The sequence below is a fragment of the Pseudomonas sp. BN411 genome, from assembly GCF_029871235.1.
Taxonomy (GTDB): Bacteria; Pseudomonadota; Gammaproteobacteria; order Pseudomonadales; family Pseudomonadaceae; genus Metapseudomonas.
Map to the genome: position 1 here is coordinate 79,206 of NZ_SSOM01000066.1, position 25,328 is coordinate 104,533.

At 64.4% G+C, this 25,328-nt stretch carries 20 protein-coding genes; 4 read left to right on the forward strand and 16 right to left on the reverse strand.

Annotated features, from left to right (window positions below):
• The first annotated feature begins 96 nt into the window (after positions 1-96).
• Positions 97-1,140, forward strand: coding sequence for an AraC family transcriptional regulator (locus E8F06_RS12475; protein WP_280367523.1), 1,044 nt, complete (start codon positions 97-99; stop codon positions 1,138-1,140).
• A 7-nt stretch (positions 1,141-1,147) separates the two neighbouring features.
• On the opposite strand, the gene E8F06_RS12480 is transcribed toward E8F06_RS12475, so the two are convergent.
• Complete coding sequence (locus E8F06_RS12480) at positions 1,148-1,579, reverse strand: PaaI family thioesterase (RefSeq protein WP_280367525.1); 432 nt, start codon at positions 1,577-1,579, stop codon at positions 1,148-1,150.
• A 104-nt stretch (positions 1,580-1,683) separates the two neighbouring features.
• Positions 1,684-2,904 (reverse strand): acyl-CoA dehydrogenase family protein, encoded by a 1,221-nt coding sequence (locus E8F06_RS12485; RefSeq protein WP_280367527.1) that lies wholly within the window; start codon positions 2,902-2,904, stop codon positions 1,684-1,686.
• A gap of 184 nt (positions 2,905-3,088) precedes the next feature.
• On the opposite strand from E8F06_RS12485, the gene E8F06_RS12490 reads away from it, so the two are divergent.
• Positions 3,089-4,018 (forward strand): helix-turn-helix domain-containing protein, encoded by a 930-nt coding sequence (locus tag E8F06_RS12490; protein WP_280367529.1) that lies wholly within the window; start codon positions 3,089-3,091, stop codon positions 4,016-4,018.
• Here E8F06_RS12490 and E8F06_RS12495 read toward each other — a convergent pair.
• From E8F06_RS12495 to E8F06_RS12545, 11 genes are all read right to left on the reverse strand, one after another.
• The gene (locus tag E8F06_RS12495; RefSeq protein WP_280367531.1) at positions 4,015-4,599 is read right to left on the reverse strand and encodes a hypothetical protein; all 585 of its coding nucleotides are present in this window, start codon (positions 4,597-4,599) and stop codon (positions 4,015-4,017) included. The genes E8F06_RS12490 and E8F06_RS12495 overlap by 4 nt on opposite strands.
• A gap of 33 nt (positions 4,600-4,632) precedes the next feature.
• Entirely contained in the window at positions 4,633-5,256 is a 624-nt protein-coding gene (locus E8F06_RS12500; protein ID WP_280367532.1) for a c-type cytochrome, read from the reverse strand.
• A gap of 4 nt (positions 5,257-5,260) precedes the next feature.
• Positions 5,261-5,710: a hypothetical protein gene (locus E8F06_RS12505; RefSeq protein WP_280367534.1), complete on the reverse strand. Its 450-nt coding sequence runs from the start codon at positions 5,708-5,710 to the stop codon at positions 5,261-5,263.
• 3 nt (positions 5,711-5,713) lie between these two features.
• Complete coding sequence (locus E8F06_RS12510) at positions 5,714-6,238, reverse strand: methylamine dehydrogenase light chain (protein WP_280367536.1); 525 nt, start codon at positions 6,236-6,238, stop codon at positions 5,714-5,716.
• A 2-nt stretch (positions 6,239-6,240) separates the two neighbouring features.
• On the reverse strand, positions 6,241-6,870 hold the full coding sequence (locus E8F06_RS12515; RefSeq protein ID WP_280367538.1) for a redoxin domain-containing protein: 630 nt from the start codon (positions 6,868-6,870) through the stop codon (positions 6,241-6,243).
• Positions 6,867-7,436, reverse strand: coding sequence for a MauE/DoxX family redox-associated membrane protein (locus tag E8F06_RS12520; RefSeq protein ID WP_280367540.1), 570 nt, complete (start codon positions 7,434-7,436; stop codon positions 6,867-6,869). The genes E8F06_RS12515 and E8F06_RS12520 overlap by 4 nt, the downstream gene beginning before the upstream one ends.
• On the reverse strand, positions 7,430-8,650 hold the full coding sequence (locus tag E8F06_RS12525) for an amine dehydrogenase large subunit (RefSeq protein ID WP_280367543.1): 1,221 nt from the start codon (positions 8,648-8,650) through the stop codon (positions 7,430-7,432). Before E8F06_RS12525 ends, E8F06_RS12520 begins: the two co-directional genes overlap by 7 nt.
• A 116-nt stretch (positions 8,651-8,766) precedes the next feature.
• On the reverse strand, positions 8,767-9,732 hold the full coding sequence (locus E8F06_RS12530; protein WP_280367545.1) for a YCF48-related protein: 966 nt from the start codon (positions 9,730-9,732) through the stop codon (positions 8,767-8,769).
• Positions 9,733-9,747: 15 nt separating this feature from the next.
• Positions 9,748-12,108 carry an efflux RND transporter permease subunit gene (locus tag E8F06_RS12535; RefSeq protein WP_280367548.1) on the reverse strand — a complete coding sequence of 787 codons (2,361 nt, stop codon included), beginning with the start codon at positions 12,106-12,108 and terminating at the stop codon, positions 9,748-9,750.
• Positions 12,109-12,195: 87 nt separating this feature from the next.
• Positions 12,196-14,049, reverse strand: a complete 1,854-nt coding sequence (locus E8F06_RS12540; protein WP_280367550.1) for a DUF1302 domain-containing protein — start codon at positions 14,047-14,049, stop codon at positions 12,196-12,198.
• 20 nt (positions 14,050-14,069) lie between these two features.
• The gene (locus E8F06_RS12545) at positions 14,070-15,431 is read right to left on the reverse strand and encodes a DUF1329 domain-containing protein (RefSeq protein ID WP_280367552.1); all 1,362 of its coding nucleotides are present in this window, start codon (positions 15,429-15,431) and stop codon (positions 14,070-14,072) included.
• Between the two features lie 555 nt (positions 15,432-15,986).
• Here E8F06_RS12545 and E8F06_RS12550 point away from each other — a divergent pair.
• Entirely contained in the window at positions 15,987-16,982 is a 996-nt protein-coding gene (locus E8F06_RS12550; protein ID WP_280367554.1) for an AraC family transcriptional regulator, read from the forward strand.
• Positions 16,983-17,218: 236 nt separating this feature from the next.
• Complete coding sequence (locus E8F06_RS12555) at positions 17,219-18,583, forward strand: FAD-binding oxidoreductase (protein WP_280367556.1); 1,365 nt, start codon at positions 17,219-17,221, stop codon at positions 18,581-18,583.
• Between the two features lie 541 nt (positions 18,584-19,124).
• On the opposite strand, the gene E8F06_RS12560 is transcribed toward E8F06_RS12555, so the two are convergent.
• From E8F06_RS12560 to E8F06_RS12570, 3 genes are read right to left on the reverse strand one after another with little or no spacing between them, the layout of a single operon-like run.
• On the reverse strand, positions 19,125-22,772 hold the full coding sequence (locus E8F06_RS12560; RefSeq protein WP_280367558.1) for a translocation/assembly module TamB domain-containing protein: 3,648 nt from the start codon (positions 22,770-22,772) through the stop codon (positions 19,125-19,127).
• Entirely contained in the window at positions 22,769-24,499 is a 1,731-nt protein-coding gene (locus E8F06_RS12565; protein ID WP_280367560.1) for an autotransporter assembly complex family protein, read from the reverse strand. The genes E8F06_RS12560 and E8F06_RS12565 overlap by 4 nt, the downstream gene beginning before the upstream one ends.
• A gap of 48 nt (positions 24,500-24,547) precedes the next feature.
• A complete protein-coding gene (locus E8F06_RS12570) occupies positions 24,548-25,201 on the reverse strand; it encodes a GNAT family N-acetyltransferase (protein WP_190827927.1) in 654 nt (217 codons plus the stop codon).
• Positions 25,202-25,328: the final 127 nt, after the last annotated feature.

Sequence of the window (25,328 nt, forward strand, 5' to 3'; positions counted from 1 at the left end):
CACGAACGCGATAAGATGGCTCCGCCGCTGCGCCCAGGCTGCACACTGCAATCCAGAACAAGAACCGAAGGCGCCCCAGCTCGGGAGCAGCTCTCCATGCCCATGAAAACCATCGATTCCCCATTCGAACTGGCCCTGGTTTCGCCCTTCCTGCTGCAAACCCTGGCGGAAGTCGCGAGCGACAAAGGTGTCAGCAGCGAGCGCCTGTGCCGGGGCCTGGGGTTCACCCCGGACGACCTGCAGGACCCTGCCCAGCGCATCTCCTATCGGCAGGCGACAACGATGATCCAGCGCGCGCTCACGGCGCTCCCCGATCGGGGTCTCGGCCTCTGGGTCGGGCACCGCAACGTGCTCGGTACCCTCGGCCTGCTAGGCCATGTGCTGTCCCTGTGCAGGACCCTGCGCGATGCCTTCGAGATCGGCGTGCGCTTCCAGCACACGTCCGGCGGCATGGCGGTGTCCAGCCTGCAGGAAGGCGCCGAGGAGAGTTTCCTCGAGGTGGAATGCCGACTGCCTTACGCCGACGTCCAGGTATTTGCGGTGGAGGAGTTCTTCGCCAGCGTCATGGTCTACAACCGCGCGCTGATCAGTGCCGACTTCCAGCCCCTGCGTTTCGAGTTCACCCACGCCGCCCCGACCTACGAAGCCGAGTACCTCCGCCTGCTGGGGCCGAACGTGCATTTCGGCTGCCTGCACAACCGCATGGTGATCGCCAGCCATTGGCTGGACACTCAACTGCCCACCCACCACCCTGTCGCCCTGCGCCAGGCGCTCAATCTGCTGGAACTGGAGAGCGCCCAGGTGCAGCAGAAAATAGACCTGCTGCAGACCGTGGAACGCGCCATCGCCCGCGACCTGCCCCATGGCAGCCAGATCGAGAAAGTCGCCGGCGACCTCAACATGAGCAGCCGCACCCTGCGCCGACGACTGGCCGAGCACGCCGTGACCTTCGACGCCTTGCTGGAGCAGGTGCGCCGCGCACGCGCCTTGAGCCTGCTGAACAACCCGGACATGCCCATCGAGCGAATTGCCGAAGAACTCGGCTACAGCGACGTGCGAGGCTTCCGCCGGGCCTTCAAGCGCTGGACCGGGCTAAGTCCTTCGGCCTGCCGCGACGAGGGAGTGGCCTCGGCCAACTGAGCCGCGTTCAAGGCTTCGGCCAAAGCACCATCTGGGTACAACGGAACAAGGCAAGCTTCTGGCCGGAGGCTTCGTCCGTCACGACCGCATCCCAGACCTGAGTGGTTCTCCCGAGATGCTGCGCGCGCGCCTCACAGCGCAGCGCACCCTGCCTGAGCGTCCCCAGATGATTGCTCTTCAGCTCGATCGTGGTGAAGGAAAGCGCACCATCAGGCAGGTGGGCCATGGTGGCGTAGCCGCAGGTCGTGTCCGCGAGGGCGACGATGGTTGCGGCGTGCAGATAGCCATTCGGTGCGAGATGCGCGGGCTGGATCGTCATTCGACTGTTCATCGCCCCCTCGGCCAGCTCAGTCATTTCCACGCCGAACAAACCGGGAAGACAGTCGTTGCCAAGACGATTGAGTTGCTCGATGGATGCATCACTGCGGAGTCTGGTCATTTTCTTCGCTTCTCTGGAATTCAAAACAACTGGAGCACGCAGATAGCACAGGTTGTCGGCACTCCGCACCTCGCGAAACAGAGTGCCAACCGTTTCCTCGGGGACTAGCCCACTAGCTCCTTCCCGAAGATCTGCCGTGCAATGACCATGCGCTGGATCTCGTTGGTGCCTTCGTAGATCTCGCTGATCTTGTTGTCCCGGTAGATCTCTTCCACCTTGTAGTGGCTGCCGTCTTCGGAAAGCTCCCGCAGGAAGCCATAGCCGCCGAAGATCTGCACGCCATCACGCGCCATGTCCCCGGCCGCCTCGGTGGCGTAGAACTTGGCCATTCCCGCTTCCGGCTCAGGAAACTCGACGCCCTGGTCCATCCGCAAGGCGGCCTTGATGTAGAGGTTGCGCGCGTTCTCGATCTGCGTGGCGCGCTCGGCCATGCGGAACTGCCAATGCTGGAACGCACCAAGCTTCTTGCCGAACGCCTCTCGGCTAACGAGATGCGCGGTCGAATGGTCGAACGCCGATTGCGCCATGCCGACACCTGTCGCGGCAATGCCAATCCGCCCGAAGGTCAGGGTCGCCAGGGCCAGTCGCAACCCTTGGTTCGGCTCACCGATCCGCCGCTCGACCGGCACCTCCACGTCGCTGAAATGCACATCGGCGGTCAGCTGCCCGCGGTTTCCCATTTTCCGGTCGGGCTTGCCGATCCGCACGCCCGGCTGGTTGGTCTCCACCACCAGTTCGACCATGCCGTCTTCCTCGCTGCGGCAGAGCACGACGATGAAATCGGCAACCGGCGAATTGCTGATGAAGCGCTTCTGTCCATTGATGATGTAGCGGTCCCCGTCACGCCGGGCGAAGGTCGAAACCGCCTTGGGCGACAGGTCGGTGCTGGCCAGCGGCTCGGTCGTGGCGAAGGCGCCGATCTTGTCGCCATTGATCAGCGGCTTGAGATAGCGGTCGCGGATGAAGTCACTCCCTCTTTCCAGGGTCCGGCCGGCGAGGATGCAGTGCACGTCGAACACCGCGGCAATCGAGTTGCTGTGGTAGGCCAGTTCCTCACAGACGGTGGCCGTCGCCAGCACCCGGTGCTCCAGACCACGGCCGCCATCACGGGAGGCAAACGGAATCCTGAAGATGCCCTGGCGGGCCATCGCATCGAACACATCACGGGGGAAGCTCTCCACGCTCTCATCTCGATGAGCGATCTCATAGGCACGGGGCGCAACGAACTCGTCGGCAAATGCGCGGACCTCTCTGCGGATTTCACGCACCGCTTCGGAGGACATCAAGTCGTGATAAAGCTCATCGGCCATTCGCTTGGGATGCATTGCCATCATTCACCTGTCTGGGCTGGGTTGATCGATGGCGACGAGTCTAAGGAGCGCTTTTGCTCTAGTGGATTGGCGAATTTGACAGTTACTATGCGAAAGCAGACATACGTGAGATTCAGCCATGCCCAGCGTCGCATTGATCACTCTCGAAGGTTGCTATGCCTCCAGCCTGACTGGGCTGATGGACCTCTTCCAGGTCGCCAACGCCCATGCCCGCAAGCAGTTCGGCGAGCACATGAAGCCCTTCGAATGGAAGTTCGTCTCGCTGGCAGGCGGCCCGGTCAATGTCAGCGGTGGCCTGAGCCTGGCCACGGAATCAATAGCCAGCCACGACCAGGCATTCGACCTGGTGTATATCCCCGGCGTCTTCTACAGCGGCCAGGAAGCGTTCGAACGCTTCCTCGAATCCCAGGCAAACCTCTGTAACTGGGTCGCTCGCCAATGGCAACGAGGCGCGATCATTGCCGCCAATTGCACCGGCACATTCCTGCTGGCCGAGGTGGGTCTGCTGGACAAACGCAATGCCACGACCACCTGGTGGCTGGAGCGGCGTTTCCGTCAGCGCTATCCGCGCGTGCACCTCGATGTCAGGCACCTGCTCACCGAGGATGAGCGGTTGATCTGCGCAGGCGGGATACCCACCTACCAGCATCTGGCGCTGCGGATGATCGAGCATTTCTTCTCGCAATCCATTGCCTCGCTCTGCGCCAAGACCCTGTTGGTGGATGTGGGTCAAACCGCACAGGCAGCCTACCTCCCGCTATCGGGCACCGAGGATCACGGCGACAGCCTGGTCGCCAAAGCCCAGTATCGATTGCAGCAGGACATGCGAAAGCCCGTGAGCATAAAGACGCTGGCGGACGAGCTGTCCGTCAGCCAGCGCACCCTCACCCGGCGCTTCAATACCGCGCTCGGCATGCAGCCCATTACCTATCTGCAGAATCTCCGGATTGAAGCCGCCAAACAGCTTCTGGAGATCACCGACATGAACATCGAAACCATCATCAATGAGATCGGATATTCGGACGCCAGTTCGTTCTCCCGCCTGTTCCTGGCTCGAACGGAACTGACGCCTACGACCTATCGCGACCGTTTCAGGCGCACACGCTAGTGCGGAGAGCTCTCCATCGAAGTGCGCGACTCACCGTCATTGAAAAGCCGCACCCGGCCGTTGTACTTCAGGAAGAAATCATCGGCACTGCCCGTGATCTCCGAATAGTGGCCGGTCAAGGCGATCCGCATCATCTCGATCTGCACTTCCTCCTGATGAACCATGTAGTCGAGGAACGCCCTGGCATCTGCCGGTCCCTGTCGTCGCAGGTCTTTCAGCCACTCGAGATACTTCAGCGTTTCGCGGTAGACGACCTTCAGCAACAGCCCATGGAACGCGTTCGGCACTGAGGAAACCGCCCAGGCCTTGAGCCTGCTCCCTATTCCCGGCGTCACGCCAAGTCCCCATCTCCTGGCGGCGACCTCGTAGCGCGGGCCGTTGAATACCTCCAGCTCCAGATAGGTTTTCCAGAACAGGCCGCGCGCGTCTCCCTCAAGGCGCTCCGCCATCCGCCCCACAGCCAGAAAAGCAAAAGCACGATTGGCCAGTTCGTGGCGAAACCCTTTGATGAACTCTTTGGAAGGCATTCTGATTGGAACCTCATTGAAGAAATCAGGCAGAGCCGGCCCTTTCGCGAGCAAGCTCGCTCCTACAAAAAACCGCAGGTGAAGGGATTAGTGACCGGCCGCCAGGGTGCCGATGTAGTCGACGATCGCCTTGCGCTCGGCATCTCCGCCAATCTGCAGGGCGATGCCGCGCATCCAGATGCCGTGCTGGTCAGCGTGACCGTCGGCGCCGCGCAGGCCCTGGGCGTAATGGCTGAGCTGGCGTTCCAGGTAGGCCGGGTCGAGGATGCGCAGGTTCGCGGTCTTGAGATGGGCATAGCCTTCCGCCTCCGGGCCGTGGCAGGCGGCGCAGGTGCCCTGGTAGGCGACCTTGCCGCTGGTGTCGGGCTGGGTGGACGCGCTGTTTGGGCCTGCATCCTGGTCAGCGTAGTGACGGGCCAGTGGCGCGAAGTCGGCTTCATCGAGGCTCGCTACCACCGCGCGCATCTGGGCGCCGTGGCTGTCGCGGTCGTCATAGCCTCGTCGCCCGTCCTTGAAACCCTGCAACTGCTGGAGCAGGTAATCCGCCTGCTGTCCGGCCAGCCGGGGGGCGCCGAGCGCCGGGTTGCCCTGCCCCCGGTCGCCATGGCAGGCGGCGCAGGTTTGCACTCGGGTGAGGTCGAGAGCCGATTCGGCCTGGGCGTGCAGGCTCGCGGCGAGCAGGAGCGCGCCGATGTATATGGGGTGCTTCATGTGTTCAGATTCCCTCGCGTCGTTGTTCTTCTTGCTGGGCAATGCGCTCCAGCAGTTCACGGCGGACACGCTCGATATCCGCGGGGGGAGACTGGCGCCAGAGGTGAAGTTCGGCGCCGGTATAGGGCTTGAAGCCAGCCGGCAGCTCGGCTGCGCTGAAGCTTTCCAGCATCCAGTTGAGGACCCCGGCCAGCGCTTCGTCGGAGAGCCCCGACAGCGCCGAGCCCGGCACCTGCACCAGGTACTCGCGCCCGCCCGGCACGCTAAGAAACTTGCCCAGCTGACCCGGGAAGGCCGGCACCTGCCGCGCAGGGTTGCCGCTGCCGTCCGGCAGGTGGCAGCCCTGGCAATTGAGCATGTAGTCGAACTGGCGCGGCTCGGTGGCCGTCGCGAACGGCGCCGCAGTCACCAACGACACGGTAAGGGCCAGGGCGGCGAGCACGCGAAGTGCCATGGCCTACTCCTTCATCCCGATCACTACCGACAGGGAGCAGTGATAGGGCATGTCGGCATGGCTGCCGGAGCACCAATTGAGGTCGTTGGAGCTTTGCGGGCGATAGAGCGGCGTGTCGCCTTCGTCGCGCTGGCAAACGCAGCGGCCGCAGCTGCTCTTGCCACAGCAGTCGTTGTAGGAGATGACGTAGTCCTTGCCGTCCGCCGGATTACGGCAGGTGCCGATCCAGGTGATGTCCGAGCGCACGGTGCCGGGCGGGCAGCTGGTCGGCGAGCCGCCGCAGCAGCCGCAGAGGAACCCGTCGATGGCGCAGTAGCGCCAGTAGTCGCAGCTGTTGGGGTCGCCCTCCTCCACCAGGCCACCGCCGGACTGGGCGAAGGCGTTGCTGCGGTACACCGGCAGCAGTGTCGCCGCGCCGGCACCGATCATCAGCGTGCCCAGTCCACCGAGAAACCCTCGACGGGAAGTGCCCCGCACGGTTCGCCGGGTGAAAAGTTCGGTGGCTTCGTCAAACCATCGGATCGCCATGCTCAGTGCACCTGCTGATAAAGGGAATGTTCGGCCGCCTGGCGCGACGCCTGCCAGGCCTGGATCGAGGGAACGCCCAGGGCCTGGGCTTCGAACAGGCTTTCCAAGTGTTCACGGGTATTGATCAGGCCGTGGGTGACCACGGTGCCGGCCGCGTCGATCAGCACGGCATAGGGCAGCTTGCTGATCTGGTAGGCCAGGCCCACCTCACGGGACAGCAGGTAGGGGAAATCCTGCAGACGCTGGGCGGCGATGAAGGCCTCGTGGGCCGCTGTCTCACCGTCGCTGGCCAGCACGATGCGCAGCCGGGAACCCTCCTGATCGCGCACCGAGCGGAGCACTGGCAGCAGCGTCTTGCACACCGGGCAGGTCTCGGAGAGGAAGAACAGCAGGGTCGACTGGCCCCGCTCGCTGGCTCCGCCGAGGTTGATCGAGCCACCGGTGAGGCTGGGCAAGGTGAAGCGCGGCGCCGTCTCCCCGGCCTTGATGGACTTGCCGAGGGACAGGGCTCCCACCGGGCGGATGCGTTCGTGCAGCAGGCCGATCTGGCGTGCCAGGGCCCAGACGGCAACGGCCAGGCCGAGGGTGGTCAGCCAGGAGAAAAGGCTGGAGATCATCAGTGCATGTGTCATGGCTCGATCAACTCTTGCAGGGAAGTACGATTGGCAATCAGCAGGTTCGCCAGCAGATAGAAAGCCAGGCCGCTGAGAACGGCGCCGGCCAAGGTGATGGCGTCGAACCACACCAGGGGACGGCTCTGCGCCGGCAGCAGCAGGTTGAGGGCAGGCAGCAGCAGTACCAGGTTGCGCCACACCAGGCCCCGGCTCGGCGCCTGGGGCCGGCCGCCCCAATGGCAGCCGCAATCCTCGATGGCCGCTCCGCGCCGCGCGCCCAGGGCGAGCACCACGGCATAGAGCGCCAGCAACAACACGGCAGGCAGCACCATCAGGGGCAACCAGGGGCTCATCAGCACGCCGGCGGCTGCAAGCAGCTCGAGGGTCGGCGCCAGCACCCTGAGCAGGCCTTGTGCACGCCCCATCAGATGCCCGCCAAAAGCGGTTCCGTAGCCCTCAAGCACCCGAGCGAAACCCTGGCCATCGCGCAACTTGTGCAGTCCCGCAGAGCCCAGCAGCAACGCCAGGCCGCCTGCGCAGGCGAAGTGGACCAAGGGGTCCTGGAGAAAGGCCGCGATCACCATGGCGCCACCACGTTCATGAATCCCAGGGGAATGTCGCCGACGCTGCGCAGGTGCTTGCCGCTGTCGGCGTCGTAGAGGTTGATGCCCTGGCGCAGCAACGGTCCCAGCCCGGTCTCGCCCTCGGTCAGGTAGATCCAGGTGGTGAACAGCGACGGCATGGGCACCAGCCAGTCGAGGCTGTAGAGACGCGGCTGCTCGCCCTGGCTGACGCCGATGGCGGTGCTCTGCTCCTTCAACTCGACGCGCGCCAACCGCTGTTGCGTGGCGATGTCGAAGACCCAGACCTCGGTGCCCGGCTTCTGGTAGTTCTCCGGCTTGTCCTGGTGCATCAGCACGAACAGCCGCCCGCTGCGTTCGTGCAGCGCGGTGCCGTGGTTGCCCGCCACGCCCCAGCCATCGGCACGCTCCTGGTCGCTGACCAGGGACCACTGCCGGGTGGTCTCGACGCCCTCGGCGTTCATGCGGATGCCATAGGCGTGGTTCTGTTGGGAGACGAAGTACCAGGTATCGCCCTGGCGCACCCCGGTGGTGAGGATCAGGTCCTTGAGCGGATCGAAGGCCGGCGTGGTGCGGGATTGCACGCGGACCTGTCCGGCATCGTCGAGGCTGAGGTGGAAGAAGCCGCCGTTGCCGCAGATGGCGTAGAAGTCGCGCGGTCCCGCCGGGTAGATGGACGCGCAGCCCGGCGTCGCGACTTCGCCGACGAAGCGGTGGGACTCCAGGTCGACGATGGAAATGGATTGGGCCGGGGTGAAGTTGAGCACCAGCAGGAAGCGCTCGTCGTCCGACAGGACGCTGATTCCCGTGGAGATCAGCGCCGTCATGCGCTTGGCGGGAATGCCGATCTCCTGCTTAGGGCTCAGGGTGTGGGCGTCATACACCGTCACCACGTCCGAGCGGGTACCGCGTACGCCCCGGCTGAAGAAGATCTCGGTGGCATAGAGCTCGTCGCGCTTGCGGGAGAAGACCAGGCCGTTGGACCACATGCCGGTGTTCAGCACGCCGAGATTGCGGCCGTCGTCGGCGAACAGATAGGCGCGCCCGTCCACCATATTGGGAGCGTTGCTGCCCCAGATCCAGAACCAGTCCTGCTCCTTGTGGTCACCCAGCACTTGCACATGGGCCTGTTCCGGTTGGAACGTCGCCACGGCGGGTAGCGCCAGGACGGCCAGCGACAGGCCGCACAGCAGGTTTCGTAATGAAGGCTTCAGCATAGGGTTGTTCCGATGGCTTGGATTGAGGGCCCGGCAAGCAGCGCCGAGCCTGCAGTCTAGGGATGGCGCCACGGCGCAGGCTTGGCTGGCCGCGTCACCCCGTTTGGCATCTGGCGTCAGGGCTGCGGACGTGTGCCGCTCTCCTGGGGCAGCACACCCGAAGGACCGAACAGCAGCAGGCTGCCGCTGGCCAAGGGCGCCAGCGCTGCCAGGTTCAGGCGATCTTCCCGGATCGTCGCGGTGAACCGTCCTACCCCGGGGTCTGACAGGCCCACCAACCCGCCATTGCCGGCCAGCGCCACACGGCCATCGGGCAGTTGTGCAATGGCGGTGATGGCTTCCTCGCTGCCACTGTCCAGTTCGTGCCAGCTCTCACCCAGGTCGTCGCTTCGCAGCACCCGGCCGCTCATGCCGGCCAGCAGCAGCCGGCCATCGCGCAGGCCAAGCCCGGTCCACAGCGAGCCGCTGGCGCCGGTATCGAGAAGCTGCCAGGTGGCACCGCCATCCAGGGAGCGGTAGGCGTTGCCCATCTCGGCAGCGATGAACAGACTGCCTTTCGGTCCGGGAAAGAGGTGGTTGAGGTGATAGTCGTCACCGTCGGCGCTGACCGTCAGGCGCTGCCAACTGCGGCCGCCATCACGAGTCTCGGCCGCGTAGCCGTAGGCGCCGGTGACAATGCCGTGCAGGGCGTTTTCGAACCACACCGAGAGCAATACCGGCTGGCCTTCCAGGCGCGCCTGCAGGTCCCAGGTTTCGCCAGCGTCAGCGGTGTGCAACACCAGGCCACCATGGCCCACCGCCCAGCCCTGCCGGGCATCGGCGAAGCTCAGCGCGGTGAGCAGACCGTCCACCGGCACGCTCCTGGCCTGGCGCCAGGCCTGGCCGTCATCGGACAGCACCACCACACCGTGGTCACCCAAGGCTGCCAGCCGCTGACCGGCCTGGGCCACCGCCACCAAGGGCGCTCGTTGCGGTTCGGCCAACTGCATGGCCGGCGCGCTGTCCTCGGCGGCGTGCAGCATGCCGGTGGCGGCCAGGAGCAGAACCGCCAACGGCAGGCGCAGGGAATGGATTGCGGACATCGGGCGTCCTCCTCTTCAGTGCGCGACCAGGGGCGCGCGCACCGGCCCCCGTCGCGGAATCAGGGTGTCCAGCATCACGGCAATGGCCGGCAGCAGGGTGATGGCCATGATCATGTTGACCATGAACATGAAGGTGAGCAGCAGGCCCATGTCGGCCTGGAACTTCAGCGCCGAGAAGGACCAGGTGGCGACCCCCACCGACAGGGTGAGCGCGGTGAACACCGTGGCCACACCCACTTCGCGAAGCGCCTGCTTGAAGGCGCTGACGATGTCCTGGCCCTCGGCGAGATGCATCTGCAGGCGGTTATAGATGTAGAACGCGTAATCCACGCCAATGCCCACGGCGAGCACCATCACCGGCAGGGTTGCGACGGTCAGGCCGATGTCCAGCTCCTTCATGAACCAGTAGCCGAGGAAGGTGGCCAGGGTCAGCGGCAGGCAGCAGGCAACCATTGCTCGCCAGTCGCGGTACACCAGGAACACCAGCAGCAGGATGGTCAGGTACACGTAGAGCATCATCGGCAGCTCGGAGCTTTCCACCACCTCATTGGTGGCGGCCTGCACGCCCGCATTGCCGCTGGCCAGGCGCACCGTCACGCCCTCAAGCCCATGCTCGGCGCGGTAGCGCTCCACCGCCTGCACCACCCGCTTCAGGGTGCTGGCCTTGTGGTCGGCCAGGTACAGGTTGACCGGCAGCAGGGTGCAGTTGGCGTTGTACAGGCGCAGGGCCTCGGGCACCTGGCGCACCGCTTCGCCCAGGGACAATTCGTCCATCGGCAATGCCGCCCACTTGGGGTTGCCCTCGTTGACGCCGGAAGCCGAGAGCTTGGTCAGGGCCGGCAAGGACTGGGCCGAGAGCACGCCCGGCACGTTGCCGAGGTACCAGGTCAGGCGGTCCACATAGCGCATCACATCGTGCCGGTAGCAACCGCCCTCGGGGGTTTCCACGGCCACTGTGAACAGATCCAGCCCCAGGGCGAAATGGTTGACCACGCTTTCCACGTCCTGGTTGTAGCGCGAATCGGCGTGCAGTTCCGGGGCTCCGGGAAGCACATGGCCAACATGGCGCCCCTGGCTCTGCCACACGGCCAGCGCCATGAGCACCAGGCACAGCGCGCCGCCGATTGCAGCATTGCGTGGTTCGGCGATACGGCCGAGGCGGACCATGGCGTTGTCGCGCCAGTGGCGCAGGCGTTCCACGCGCGCCACATAAGCGGCATCGAAGCGGAAGTAGCTAGCCAGCACCGGCAGCATGATCAGGTTGGTGACGATCTTGTAGGCCACACCCACCGAGGCGGTGATAGCCAGCTCGCGGATCATCGGGATGGGCACCAGCACCAGGGTGGCGAAACCGACGAAGGCAGTGATCAGTGCCAGGGTGCCTGGAATCAGCAGACCACCAAAACTGCGCCGGGCCGCCGTCATGCCATCGGCACCGGCGCAGACTTCCCTGGAGATGAAGTTGACCTGCTGCACGCCGTGGGACACGCCGATGGCGAACACCAGGAACGGCACCAGGATCGCCAGGGGGTCCAGGCCGTAGCCCAGCAAGGTCAGGGTGCCGAACTGCCAGACCACCGATACCAGGGAGCAGAACAGCGGCAGGAAGGTCAGCACCCAGGAGCGCGTGTACCAGTAGACGGCCAGTGCCGTGAGTACGAACGCCAGCGCGAAGAAGCCCACCACACTCTTGGCGCCAGCGCCGATGTCCCCCATCTGCTTGGCGAAGCCGATGATCTGCACCTCGTAGTCGGCGTCGGAGTACTTGGCGCGCACCTCGTCTTCGAGCCGCTGGCTGAACGCCAGATAATTCAGGCGCTGGCCAGTCTGAGGGTCCGGGTCCGCCAGCTCGGCCACCACCATCGCGCCGGAATGATCGTTGGCCACCAGGCTACCGACGAAGCCGCCGATGATGGTGCGTTCGCGGATTCCCGCGATGGCCTGGTCATTGAGGGTGCCGACGGTGACATCGCCGCCGACCACATCCTCGGCCTTCATGCCCTCCTCGGTGATCTGCACCGCACGGGTGTTCGGCGTCCAGAGCGACGTCACGCTACGACGGTCGATGCCGGGCAGGAAGAACAGGGTCTGGGTCAGGTCGTACAGGCGGGTCATCGCCTGCTTGTTCCAGATGTCGCCCTGCTTGGCGTGCAGCACCACGATGACGCGGTTGGCGCCGAACAGGACGTCGCGGTACTGGTTGAAGGTCTTGATGAATGCATGCTGCTGCGGCAGCTGCTTGTCGAAACCAGCCGACATTTCCAGGCGCATGGCGAACAGGCCCATGACCAGGGTGATCATGGCCAGTACGCCAAGGGTCGCCAGGCGATGGCGGAAGAAAAAGCGCTCGAGCGCCCACACGAGTGAAGCCAACATGGAATGCCTCGATTCAACGCAAGCCACAGGTGACGGACCGGGTCCGGAACGGCTCCGGCCGGCTCGCCACTTGCAGCCACCGCTGGGTTAGAACGAGTAGGAAAGGTTGCCGCTGAGGAAGTCGCGGTCAGCCATCAGGTTGTTGCCGCCGCCACCCCAGTACTGCACCCACTGCAAACCGCCCTTCCAGCGGTCGCGGTAGTTGAACAGCAAGGAGGTGGTGAGCGACTTGCGCCCCTCGACGAAGGGCATCGCGTTGGGCGTGGTGCCGTTCACGTCGTGGCTGAAATCCAGCTGGGGCGTGACGGTGATGCCGGTGCCGAACAGGTCGGGGTAGTTGATGCCGATCTCGGCGACGTAGCCCCAGGAGGTCTTGTCCGGCAGCGAGTAGTCCGGCAGGAAGTACGGTGTCCTGCCCGAGGTATCCAGGTCCGGGTAATGGGCAACCACCGCTTCGGCCAGGATTAAACCGTCGGAGGCGCCCAGCGCACTCGGGATGAAACCCAGCGGGTCGTTGGCGGAGAAGGTGTAGGTGGCGTTGAGATCGGCCTGCCACTTCTTCTCCTCGACGAAGCCATTGTGTACGCCGGTGTCGAACACGCTGAACTTGTTGAAGGCGCCTGTGAAGGCCTGGCCGAAGGGCACGGTGGGGTCGATGCCGACGCTGTCGTTGGGCCGATAGGACAGCTCGCCCGCCACGGCCACCGGGCCCACCATGGTGTTCATCGACAGGCCGAAGAGGTCCTTGTCTTCGCCGTAGTTGATGAAGAAGTTGTCCACCACCAGGTTGTCCGGGTTGGACAGCGCGGTGTAGCCGACGAAGGGCAACTTGTCGTGGTAGCGCTGGTAGTAGAACCCGAACTCGGTCTCGATGGATTCTGCGGTCCAGCGCAGCGCCACGCCGTACTGGCCGCTGTTCTTCGCCTCACGCTCGCCGCCATAGGGAATAGCCAGGCCGTTGGCCACCAGGGTGGCCTCGTCCAGGCCGCTGATCAGCGGATCGCCGCAATGCCCGGTGGGCGTGGCGGCGGCGCAGGTCCCCGCGCCGAGGATGCCGTCCACATAGCCGCTGGGGTAGAAGATGGGCCGGCGCCCCTCCCCCACCACATCCGCGGTGGAGAAGTAGGTGCCGACCGGGTCCACGCTGTAGGCATTCCACTTGAACTGGTAGTACGCCTCCAGGCTCAGGGTGTCGGTCAGCCCCAGGTTGAATGAGGCCATCGGGGCGGGAATGAAGACTTCCTTCAGCTGGGTGCCGGGGGTGTGGTACTTGGGCAGGCTGAGGGCGTTGATCTGGTTGATGCCGCCCTGCATGAAGATTTCTTCGCCCCAACTGATCACCTGGTTGCCCACCTTGACCTTGGCCGGCATGTCGCCGACGTCGAAGCTCTTGGCCACCCACAGGTCCAGCAGATCGAGGCGTTCGGTCGCGTCGCGCTCGGCCTGGTCATCCAGTTCGGTTCGGCGCGTGTCGTCCATCTTGAAATCCTTGGCCCAGGCGACCCGGCCCAGGGCGCTCCAGCCATTGCCGAACTTCAGGCTCAGCTCATGGGTGCCCTTCACCACATGGGAAAACACGTCGTGCTTGTGGTAGTTCAGGTTGCCGTCATCGGCGTTGCTGTAGTTGATATCGGCATTGGCATAACCGTTACCCCGCGACAGGTTGTAGAAGCGGCCGAGCTCATTGCTGGTGCCATTGTTGCAACCCCCACTGTCACCGCCGAGCAGGTGGCAGTCCGGCGACTCCAGGCGTGTGGCGAAGCCATAGCTGAGGGTGGAGTCGAAGCTGCCCGAGACGCCATCGTCCGAGCCGAACGTGAAGGCATGGCCTTGTGGCGTCCACAGCAGGCCCGAGGCGGTCATCACGGCCAACGTCAGCAGATTGCGGGCGCACGGAGTTCCCTGCAGTGCCGGGGCACCGCACTTCTTGTTGTTGTTCATCGAGAGTGTCTCCGGGCCGATCAACGCTCGCCGCGGCGGCGCAGTTCATTGGGATTGAACAGCTTGTCGTCGATCCGCCCCTGCAGGCCGGCGGTCAGGTCAAGCACCTCGCCTTCCTGGGTGAAGCTGTCGGCGATGTAGCGACGGGCAATCAGGTCGTAGGCGACGTACTCCATGCTGGTACAGGCCTGGATCTCGGGGTCGGCCCACAGCGTGCCCTCCTGCACGCGCCAGAGATTGCCCTTGGCGTCGTACATGTCGACATGCATCAGGTTCCAGCTGTCCTCGTCGAAGAAGAACACGCGCTTGGCGAAGGAGTGGCGCTTGTCCGACTTCACGGTCGCCTCCACGACCCAGACGCGGTGCTTCTCGTAGCGCTGCACGTCTCGGTTCAGGTAGTCCGGGCCGATCAGGTCCTGATACTTGTTGGCCTTGTCCACCAGCTTGTAGGAGTTGTACGGCACCACCATTTCCTTCTTGCCGACCAGCTTGAAGTCGTAGCGGTCCAGGGCACCGGTGTACATGTTGATCTGGTCGACGAAGTACAGGCCGTCGGAGCCGGCGATCGGGTTGTCATAGGCGAACGACGGGGCCCGTCGCACGCGGCGCTGGCCGGGGAAATAGATCCAGGCATCCTGCGGCCGGTCCAACTGGGCATGCAGCAGATAGATCTCGCCCGCACGCGACGACGGCGAGACCACGTCGTACAGCAACTTGGCCTCGATACCGCCGGTGTCGGCCGGCGACTTCACCGCCGGATCGTTATAGGGGTAGTACTCGTTCGCCCACTGCTTGACCTCGAACAGCGCACCGCCCTTTTCCCGCATCAGCAGGGAAATCTGCGCACGGCGTGCCTTGGCCATGTAGCGCAGCTTGTAGTTCCACAACACCTCGACGCCGTTCTGCGGCTGCGGGAACGGAACCGCCGCCCCCCCGGCCTGCTCCAGCCGCCAACCGTCGCTGCCGATCCGGCTCTGCCCCGCGTACGCCTTGGTGCGCTCGGCCACTTCAGAGGGAACGGCGCAGCTGCGGCGGGTTGGGTAGACATCCAGGCGATAGCCCGGATAGGTCTTGATCAGCGCGGCCTGCCCTTCCGGCAGCAGCGCCTGGTACTGGGCCAGGTTGCTGGAGTCGATGGAGTACAGCGGCTTGTCTGCGGCGAAGGGATCACCGTGTCCCGGTTTCCACCCGGCCGGGGCCTGGGTCAGGCCGCCGTCCCAGGCGGGAATGCTGCCATCGGCGTTGCCGGCCTTCTCGGCACCAATGGGAGTCAGTTCATTGCCGAGCTTGCCGGGATCGGCGGCGGAAGCGGCGTGCAGGTGGCTGGCGCCGAGCAGCGCGCACAGTGCGCCGCCCAGCATGGAACGCGGGAAGAATCTCATGGGGTTCTCCTGAGGTTTTTGTTGTGATCTTTCAGGAACGCGGCACTCCGCGGACACGAAGGGTCAGCGGGAGGGCGAGGCCCGAGGCATGGAAAGGAGGTGCTGCGTGAATACCGGCGCTATGTCGGAATTGGGTGTCGTTGCGGTCATCGAACTGGCCCCGCTAATCTTGTTCTTGTTTGGATGAGCAACCTGCTCGCGCAGGGAAAACGTGGCCAGTCATCACGACCTGGCCAAAATCTTCAGGCTCACCTTGGGCACAAAATTATTGGAAGGCGGGCGCCAAGGATTGCCCGCTTGCGCCAGCCCATTTGGCATCTGGTGCCATCGTTTTTACGGCGAGTCAGGAACGGGCAAGTTGCGACTGCGGCAACGGCCGCAACCCATTGCCCTTCTGCAGGAAGGAGCGGAAGATCCGCGCCGGTTCGCTGATCCGACGAACGTCCACAGGCAGGGAATGGGCGCATTTCCAGCACCGACCTGGTCGAGGCCCCCAAGTGGCACGCCCGGCAACGCGAGATCGGCGACGACATAACCAGCAAGGCTGTGGAACCCATGAGACCAGTGCGTACAGTCCTCTCCGAAAACTTCTTCCGCCGCTTCAGAGAAGTCTTCGCGCCCCATCTCGATGCGGTCGGATTGGATACCCGGTTACTGGAAAGGCCGGACGTCGAGATACCCGGCGAGCAGTACGTCGCGCTCTGGGAAGCCGCCGGAAGGTCGAACCCCAGCATCGGGCTCGTGCTTGGCAACCAGACGGAAGCCGATGATTTCGGCGCGCTCGGACATGCCCTGCACTGCGCCCCCAGCGTCGAAAAATGCCTGAGGACACTTCACCAGTTCATCGTTGTCTTCGCACAGGAGTCGACCTTCAAGTACGAGACGGACGCCCGCTTCGTCTACGTCGATTACCAGGTCTCCGATCCAACCGTCATTCATCGAAGGCAGGACGCCGAGTTCGCCATCGCATCCGTCCTCCGACAGCTCAACCTGATCACGAACAGCCAGATAAGGCCTTCTCGCGTCGACTTCGAGCATGACCGGCCAGGCGACCTGTCGGAGCACAAACACATCTTCCAGTGCCCGCTCTATTTCAATCAGCCCACGAATCGACTTTACCTGCCCATCGAGACGCTGAATCTGCCGGTGTCACATGGCAACGAGCGCCTGTACAAGGCACTGGAGCCCTACCTCGAAAAGGAACGCCAGGAACGCTACATACCGGACGAACTTCTGCTGCAGATCACCCGCCTGATCGCAGCGGACATGAGCAGCGGCGCGCCCTCCCTGGTCGATATCTGCGAGCAGCTTGGGGTCAGTCGACGTACGCTGCAGCGTCGTCTCAAAGACCAGGGAATAGAGTTTTCGGCGCTGGTGGAAGATGTGCGCCGAGAGTTGGCCCTTGCCTACATGAAGGACTCGGAATACTCCATGACGGAGATTTCCCTGCTGGTGGGCTATTCCGAATCAGGCTCCTTCACTCGCGCGTTCCGGCGCTGGACCGGACAGTCTCCGCAGCAATACCGCGCCGCCAACCGTTCCCGGCACTGACCCTCCCCCTGTCAGGTGCTTGCTCCTGTATCCAGCAAGCACCGCCCCCCCTCCATGGCGCGCACTGCTGAAAGTTCTGGCACTCCCTGCCAATTCATCACTTGAGCAGCCCGCTACCCTGAGTACCGCCTCAATCACGCACGTGCCCTCCACGTCCCGCGAGCCAACTGGACTCTGACGACGTTGCTTTCCCAATAACGTGGCGAAGCCATGCACTAACAAAAGAGATCGAAAGCATGACCGACAAGACAGCCTCACCGTCAGACGACAAATCCTTTTGGCAGCATGACTACGGCCATTACTCGCCCAACTCGCCCCTGACAGAAAACCTGAAGGTGGACGTGGCGATCATCGGCGGCGGCTACACCGGGCTGAATACCGCCTGGCAGTTCAAGAAGGACAACCCCAACGCTCGCGTCGTCGTGCTGGAAGCTGCGGTCATAGGCTTCGGCGCAAGCGGCCGCAATGCGGGTTTCAGCACGAAGCTCTTCGGCCTGGAACCGGAGATGGTGTTACTCCGCTGGGGCAAGCAGAAAATGATCGATGCGCACCACTATCTGAAAATGGCGGTGGCCCATACCAGGAACCTGATCGAGGAAAACGGTTTTCAATCGGATTACCGCCATACAGGCCTGGTTCGCATCAGCTACTCCGAGAAGCAACTGGGTCGCTTGAAAAAGACCTATCAATTGCTCCAGGAACTCGGCATCGATGGCGACCTGAAGTGGCAGGACAAGCCCCAGGTTCAGCAGGACTTCCGTTCCGAGCGTTTTATCGGCGGAATCTATGAATCCGACACCGGGTACCTGAACCCCTGCAAACAGGTCCGCGAACTCAAGCGTCTGGCAGAGTCGGCCGGCGTTTCAATTTACGAAACCAGCCCGGTCACCCATATCGAAAGGACTGCGTCGGCAATCATCGTCAAAACCCCCGGCGGCCAAGTCATTGCCGACAAGATCGTGGTTGCGACCAATGCCTACTCACGGCAGGTTCCAGACACCCGCAGACTCAAGACTCGGCAATTCCCGCTCTGGACCTATCAGGTCGTCACCGAGCCCCTCAGCGCCGAGCAGTGGAAGAGCATCGGCTGGAAGGAACGGCAGTCGTTTGGCGATAACCGGCAGATGCTCCATTACTATCGCCCCACTGTGGATGGCCGCATCGTCATGGGTGGCGGTGACGCGGTCGTCTACCGGACGGACCCCATGGACGAAGTGCCCTCGCCCATGAGCTGGCAGCACTGCGAAGCCCATTTGAAGTGGATATACCCGCAATTGAAAGACGTGCGTATCGCCTATCGATGGGGCGGCCCTGTCTCGGTGAACACCGACATGGTCCCCGAGATCAGCTTCATCGATGACGAACGCATCATCTATTCAGGCGGTTGCTTTGGCCACGGCGTAGCGCTGACACACCTCAACGGCCGAACCATCGCAGATCTGCTCAATGGCAGGAAAACCGAACTGACGGACTTCTGGATCGTGAACCGAAAATCCGTCTCCATGCCGAATGACACGCTTTCCTTCCTGGGTGGCAGGGCCGCCCGTGGAGCACTCAAGGCCTGGGATTGGTGGGAAGAGCGAAGCTTGAGGAGCCGGTGATGGAAGCGCCTCGGCGTCGACTCATTCCCTACACGGTTGCTCGCGGCCCATTCGTGAATGAACTCGCTACATGGCAGGACTGCGTCCTGCTTCGCGATTGAAATCGCCCCCACAGGATAAGCAGACAATGTCCGATTGGCACAGGATGCTCCCTCTCCCTTTGGGAGAGGGTTGGGGTGAGGGCTGTGTCAGGCTGGCTCGAGACCAGACCGTAGCGTGAGCCACGCTTCATCGGTCCACCATCGGAGGCTCGACTGGACACCGATGGTGGATGAAAAGAGCGTCATCCACCCTACGGCAGGACTGCGTCCTGCATTCGCGAATGAATTCGCCCCCACAATGCGTGCGCGCTTAGAAGTCCCGCTTGTAGACCAGCAACGTAGGATGGGTGGAGCGAAGCGATACCCATGCTGTTCGTTGGAGCCGATGGGTATCGCTTCGCTCCAGCGGAACGCCGCCCGCCACATCCTACGAACTCATTCCCTACACCGTTGCTCGCGGCCCGTTCGCGAATGAATTCGCCCCCACAATGCATGCGCGCTTAGAAATCCCGCTTGTAGAACAGGTCCAGGGAGCTGGCCAGGCCGCTCGCGGCTTCCAGGTAGAGGCGCTTGGTCAGTTCGTAGCGCAGCGCGACGACGCTGGTGGAGTCCACCACGCCGAGGCCATAGCGGATGCTCAGGCGCTCGGTGATCTGGCCCATCGCGCCGTCATCGTCGAGCTGCAGGTCCTTGAGACCGAGGCGCTGGGCCAGTTCGCTGGTCAACGGCGCGCTGCCAGACAGTCCCATGGCCAGCGCCGCGCGGCCCACGGCATTGCCGTCGCCTTCGCTGCTGTTCAACGGCCGGCCGAGGATCAGGTAGGACAGCGCCTGTTCCTGGCTCATGGCCGGGTTGGAGAAGACTTCGGTGCTCGGCTCGTCGGCGCGGCCATTCAGGCGTAGGCCGGCGGTGACGTCACCCACGTTGCGCACGGCTTCCACGTCCAGGTACGGCTGGTCCAGCGGGCCGGCGAACAGCAGGCGCGCGCGGCGCAGGTCGAGGCGCTGGCCATAGGCGCGGTAGCGACCGTTCTTCAGCACCAACTCGCCGTTGCCGGTGAGGTTGTCGCCTACCTTGAGGTGACCCTGGAGGTCGGCGGTCAGGCCGAAACCGGAGAACTGCAGGCGGTCCTGGCCGACTTCCACGTCGACGTTCATGGCCATCTGCAGGGGCTGCTGTTTTTCGTCCTGTTCGCCCACCACGCGGGCATCCGGGGAGACCTTGACTGCCTGGGGCGGTAGCTGGCGGACCTTGATCTTGCCGCGCGGCACCTGCACTTTGCCGGTCACCGCAAGGCGCTCGCCAGCAAGACCAATGTGCAGATCAGGCTCTACTTGGAGGTTGGCGTAGGGCTCCACCACCAGCGGCAGGCGCGATCCACGCAGTTCCAGGTCCACATCCAGCCCCTTGGCCCACGCCAGGTTACCAGACAGGCTGCCCTGCCCCTGTTCGCCACTGCGCCATTGCCCGGACAGCTCCAGGCTTTCCCCGGCAATGCGCGCGTCCAGGCCCAATGCGTCGAAGCTCACCGGCAAGTCACCGCCACCGATGCGGCCATCGGCGAGGTGCAGGTTCCCCAGCACGTAAGGTGCCTGCAGGGTGCCGCTCAAGCTGCCGGCGCCCTGCAGGCGGCCGTCCAGGGTTTCCACCTTGGGCACGAAGGGGCGCAGCACGGCGAGGTCCAGGCCATCCAAGCGGAACTGCCCGGACAGCGGCTTGTTCGCCGGGCGCGGATCGATTCGCGCGTCCAGTTGCAGCTCGCCCAGTCCCTGCCCCTGGAAGCTCAACTGGCTGTCGATGCGTTGCGGACGCAGGGTGCTGTCCAGCAACAGGCGCTGGTAGGGAAAGTCGAGCCAGCGGTCTTCTTCCTTCAGGCGCAGTACGCCACTGCCAGCGTCTACGGTGATGCGGCCATTGGGGCCGCTGGCCGGCAGGTCCAGCTTGAGGTCGGCATTCAGTTCACCCTGCCAGGCGAAGTCTTCCGGCAGCCAACGCGCCAGGCTGGCCAGGGGGAAGTCGCGCAGACGGTAGTCCAGTTTCGGTTCAGGCATCAGGCGCTGCTCGCCGCCGCAAAGGCTCGCCTGCCCGGCACGCCAGCAATGGGCACCAAAATTGAGTTTTCCGTCGGCCAACCGCTCCAGCCGTGCCGGCGCTTCCAGGCGCCAGTCCTGACCGCCGGCCTGGACTTCGCCTTGCGCCAACCGGCCGCGCCAGTTACCGGCGTCCAGCTTGCCGTCCAGCGCCAGCAACAGCTCGACCATCGGCCCCTTGAGATTGAGTTCCAGCTGCTGGCGCACACGGTCGCCGGAGCCCTCGGCAGTCAGCGTGCCGAATTCGTTGTCGCCGGCAGCCAGGCCATCCACCTGCACCTGCACACGGCCGCGCTGGGCAGCATCGAGCTGGGCATCCAGCTTCAGGTGGTCGAGACGGTTGTCACCCTGCCCCATGCGCTCGCCGGTCAGCACCAGCTTGCCTTGCGGTGCCTGCAGCGTGCCGGCGAGGTCGAGCCGTCCCTGGGCCTTGCCGAACAGTTTTGGCCAGAGCTGGCCCAGGCGGTTCAGGGCCAGGTCGAGATGGCCGCTGAGCTTCTGGTCCAGCTGCCCCTGCCCTTCGATCCGGTTGTCCCCCAGGCGCACGTGCAGGGCATTGAGCAGCCAGCGCTCGCCTGCACCCTCGGCCTTGGCCTGGAGCAGGGCGGGCTGGCCACGCATCTGGCCCTTGAGGTCGAGATCGGCGTTCAGCTCCAGACGCTGGTCCCGCCAGGCGCCCCGGGATTGCAGCTTGCCGGCCAGGGTTCCTGGCAGTTCAGCGAGCCAGAAGGAAGGGTCCAGTTCGCTCAGGGCCAGTTGGCTGTCCCAGCCGACACCGTTGGCGAAGTCGATCTTCACCTGGCCTTCGACCTTGCCCTGCCCGGCCTTGAGCTGCAGGTCGGCCAGGGTGACGCTGGCCAGGTCGCCCGCCACCGGGCTGCCCAGGCTGAAATCACCAGCCGGCCCCTTGAGCCGGGCGTCGAAGCGGCCTTCGTAGCGGGACTCGACGTAGCGCACTTCGGCATCCAGTTGCTGCATGTCCACTGGCGGCGGCTGCTCCTGGGGGAACAGCCGTTGCCAGGGGAAATCGCGCCATTGCAGGTGGCTGTCGATGGCGAGCGCCTGTTGCCAGTCGACGCGCCCCTGCAACGCCAGGGTCTGCTGCGGATCGCCGGTGAGCAGAAGCTGCTGGATGTCCGCACCATGGGCATCGACGCGACCCGCCAGGTCCAGCGTTACCGCACCGCCCTCCCCCGGCAGGCTGGCCTTGCCCTGTACCGCGTAGCCGTCCTTGAGGTCGCCCTTGGCGCTCAGTTCCACCTGATTGAGGGTCAGCGTTTCCGGCAGGTCGGGGCTGGCCTTGAAGCCGTCGACCCGCAGCGTGGCGTTGGCCGGCAGGTTCTCCGCCAAGGGGCGCAGTTCGCCATCCAGGCGGCCGTTGAGGTAGCCGCTGCTGTCGGCCTGGAGCTTGAGCACGCCTTGCAGGTCCCCGTCGGCCTTCAGCGCCAGCTTCCAGGGCGTCTCGCCGGGAGCCGGCAGCTGCAGGCTGCCTTCCACCGTCAGCGGCCAGTCGCCTTCAGGGCGCAGGGTGCCGTGCAGCTCTACCGCCAGTTCATCGCGACGCAGGCTGAGGCGCTCCAGCTGCAGGCCGTCAGCCTGCCAGCGGGCCACCAGGTCCAGTTGCTGCAACTGATCGTCGCCATCGAGCACGAAGCGCCCGACGCGCACCTGTCCAATTTCCAGCGCCAGGGGCAAGCGCAACTCAGGCAGGCTGACGGGACCGGAGTCTTCGTCGGAAGCCGATGGCGGGAGGTCCAGCTGAATGCCGTCGCTGGCCAGCTCGTCGATGCAAAGGGTGCGACGCAGCAGGCAACCGGGGGACCACTCCAGCAGCGGCGCCTCTACCTTCAAGGCTGTGCCGTCTTGCTGCCATATCAGGCTCTTGGCGCTCCAGCGTCCGCCCAATGTGCCGTCGAACTCCTCGACCGCCAGCCCCGGTACCTGGTCCAGCAGCCAGCGGCCACCGGTTTCCGTGAACAGCAGGACGGCCGGAATCGCCACCACGCCCGCCAGGAGGACGACCAGCCCCGCGAGGCCGACTTTCAGTGCGCGCCTCACAGTTCTGGCCCCATGGAGAAGTGGATGCGGTAGCCGCCCGGATCATCCAGGGCCTTGGCCAGGTCGAGGCGGATCGGCCCGACCGGCGAGACCCAGCGCACGCCCAAGCCGGCGCCGGTCTTCATCGCCGCGCTGAGGGAATCCATGGCATTGCCGCGGTCGACGAAGGCTGCCAGGCGCCACTTCTCGGTGATCGGGAACTGGTATTCCGCGCTGCCCACCAACAGGTAGCGGCCGCCCACCTTTTTGCCGTTGCTGTCTTCCGGCGAGAGGGTCTGGTAGTCGTAGCCACGCACGCTCTGGTCACCACCGGCGAAGAAGCGCAGGGACGGCGGAATTGCGTCGAAGTCAGTGGTGGCGATGCCGCCGGCCTGCACCCGGCCCAGCACGCGATGGCCACCGGGCAAGGTGTAGAGCCCCTTGGCCATGGCACTGGCGTAGGTGAAGTCGGTGTCGGAGAGGATGCCCTCCTTGGCGCCGCGCACGTCGAACTGCAGCGAATAGCCGCGATTGGGATCGAGCTTGTTGTCGCTGCGGGTCACGCCGTAGCTGATGCCGGGGATGAGGAAGCTGCTGCGGCCATCGTCGCTGCCATCGCCGAAGTCGAAGGTTTCCTGCTCCCAGCGCAGAGAGACCACCCGTTGCCAGTCACTGGGCAATTTGGACTGCCACTGCCCACCGATGGTGAAGCGACGGCTATCCACGTCCACCAGGTTCTCGCGCTGCAGGCCGGTGGAAAAACGCAAGGTGTCGGTCAGCGGCGGATCGAGGGGAATCTCGTACCAGGTGCCGACGTTCTGCCGCACCGGGGAAACCTCGGTTTCCGCGCCCAGGCGATGGCCCTGGGGGTTGATCCAATGGCGGGTCCAGTTGGCACGGGCGCGCGGGCCCACGTCGGTGGAGAAGCCAACGCCCAGACCGACGGTACGTGGCTTCACCGCCGCCAGCTTGACCTTGACCGGTATCACCAGGCCGCCGCCCTTGACCGGGCTGGCGTCCACCCGCACTTCATCGAAATAGCCACTGGCCTGCAGGTTCTGGCTGAGCTTGGCGACCTGGTCGGAGTCGTACAGCGTATTGGCCGGGAACGGCACCAGCCGCGCCAGCAGATCCGGGTCGAAGGGGGTATCGCCGTCGAAAGTCACCGCCCCCAGGCTGTAGCGCGGGCCGCTGTCGTAGACCAGTTCGATATCGGCGAAGCCGGCGCGCGGGTCGATGTCCAGGCGCTGGCGCGTGAAGCGGCCATCGAAGAAGCCGAAGCGCAGGGCCTGGTTCTGGATCAGTTTCTTGGCGTCTTCGTAGACGCCCTGGTTGAGCTGGGCGCCCTGGGTCAGCGCCTTGCTTTGCGGTACGCGGAAGCCCTTGTGGGCACTGGCTTCGCCGTCAATCCGTACCACGACATTGCGCAGGCGCACCGGCTCGCCGGGAACCACCAACAGGTGCAGGGAGGGGTCCTTGCCGCCGTCGATGCGGCTGTCGATCTTGGCCTGGTAATAGCCAAGCGCCTTCGCGGCCTGGAGCGCCTGGTCCTCGGCGGAGCGCCGGAAACGTCGCAGGGCTTCTTCGTTGCGATCGCCAAGGGCGCCGATGTAGGCCTCGATATTGGCCTTCAGCGCCGCGTTGGCGGGATCGATCTTCACATCCAGCGTGGCCTTGGCCAGCGCCAGACTACTTGTGCAAAGCAGGCCCAGCAGCAGCGGCCCGCGCAATCCTTGGCGGTATTTCATGCGCGGCATGCTAGCACGGCAGTCCGGCGTTTCCGTGAGAAAGCTCTGTCAGAGGTTGGCACGCATCAGAGGTCGTGGATTGGGATGGAAGAACACGTGCTCGACCACCGGCCCCAGCGCCACTTCCCCCACTTCCTCGTACCCCTGGCGCTTGTAGAACTCCAGGTAGCGGACGTTGCCAGTATCCAGCACCACCCCCTGTGAGCCGTCGTCCTCGGCGCACCAGTTATGCAGGGCCTCCAGCAGTTTTTCGCCGAGGTGGCGCCCCTGGAACTCCGGATGGATGCCCAGCAGCGGCAGTACGTGGTAAGGCCCCGGCGGCAGGCAGGCGAGCACCGCATCGTGGTAGTCGAGGTAGCGGCGCGTGCAGCGGAAGCCGGTGGTGAGCAGCATGCGCAAGCGCCATCCCCAGCTCTCGGTGATGTCCAGGCGGCGCTGCGGTGGCGCAATCAGGGCGATACCCACCAGACGCTCCTCGATCAGCAAGCCAACGGCCGGCAGGTCCTCCAGGAAATGCTGCTGCACCAGTTCGCGCACCGTGGCGCGCACCCGCTGCTCGTAGCCGGGTCTTTCAGCATCGAACAGGTAGGCGAAGGTGGGTTCATGACGATAGGCGTGATACAGCAGCGACCGTGCTTCGCGAGCGTAACCGCCGTCCAGCATGCGCACCTCGACCGGCGCGGTAGGGATGTAACCGGGCATTCACGGCACCTCTTTTGTTATGGGTTCTATCGGGCCACAAGGGAACTTAGCACCAGTTCTCCCACCCAGCCACGCGGCTGGCCGGCCAGTCATCCATGGGCTAGCATCGCCTTTTTGCCAGGATGCC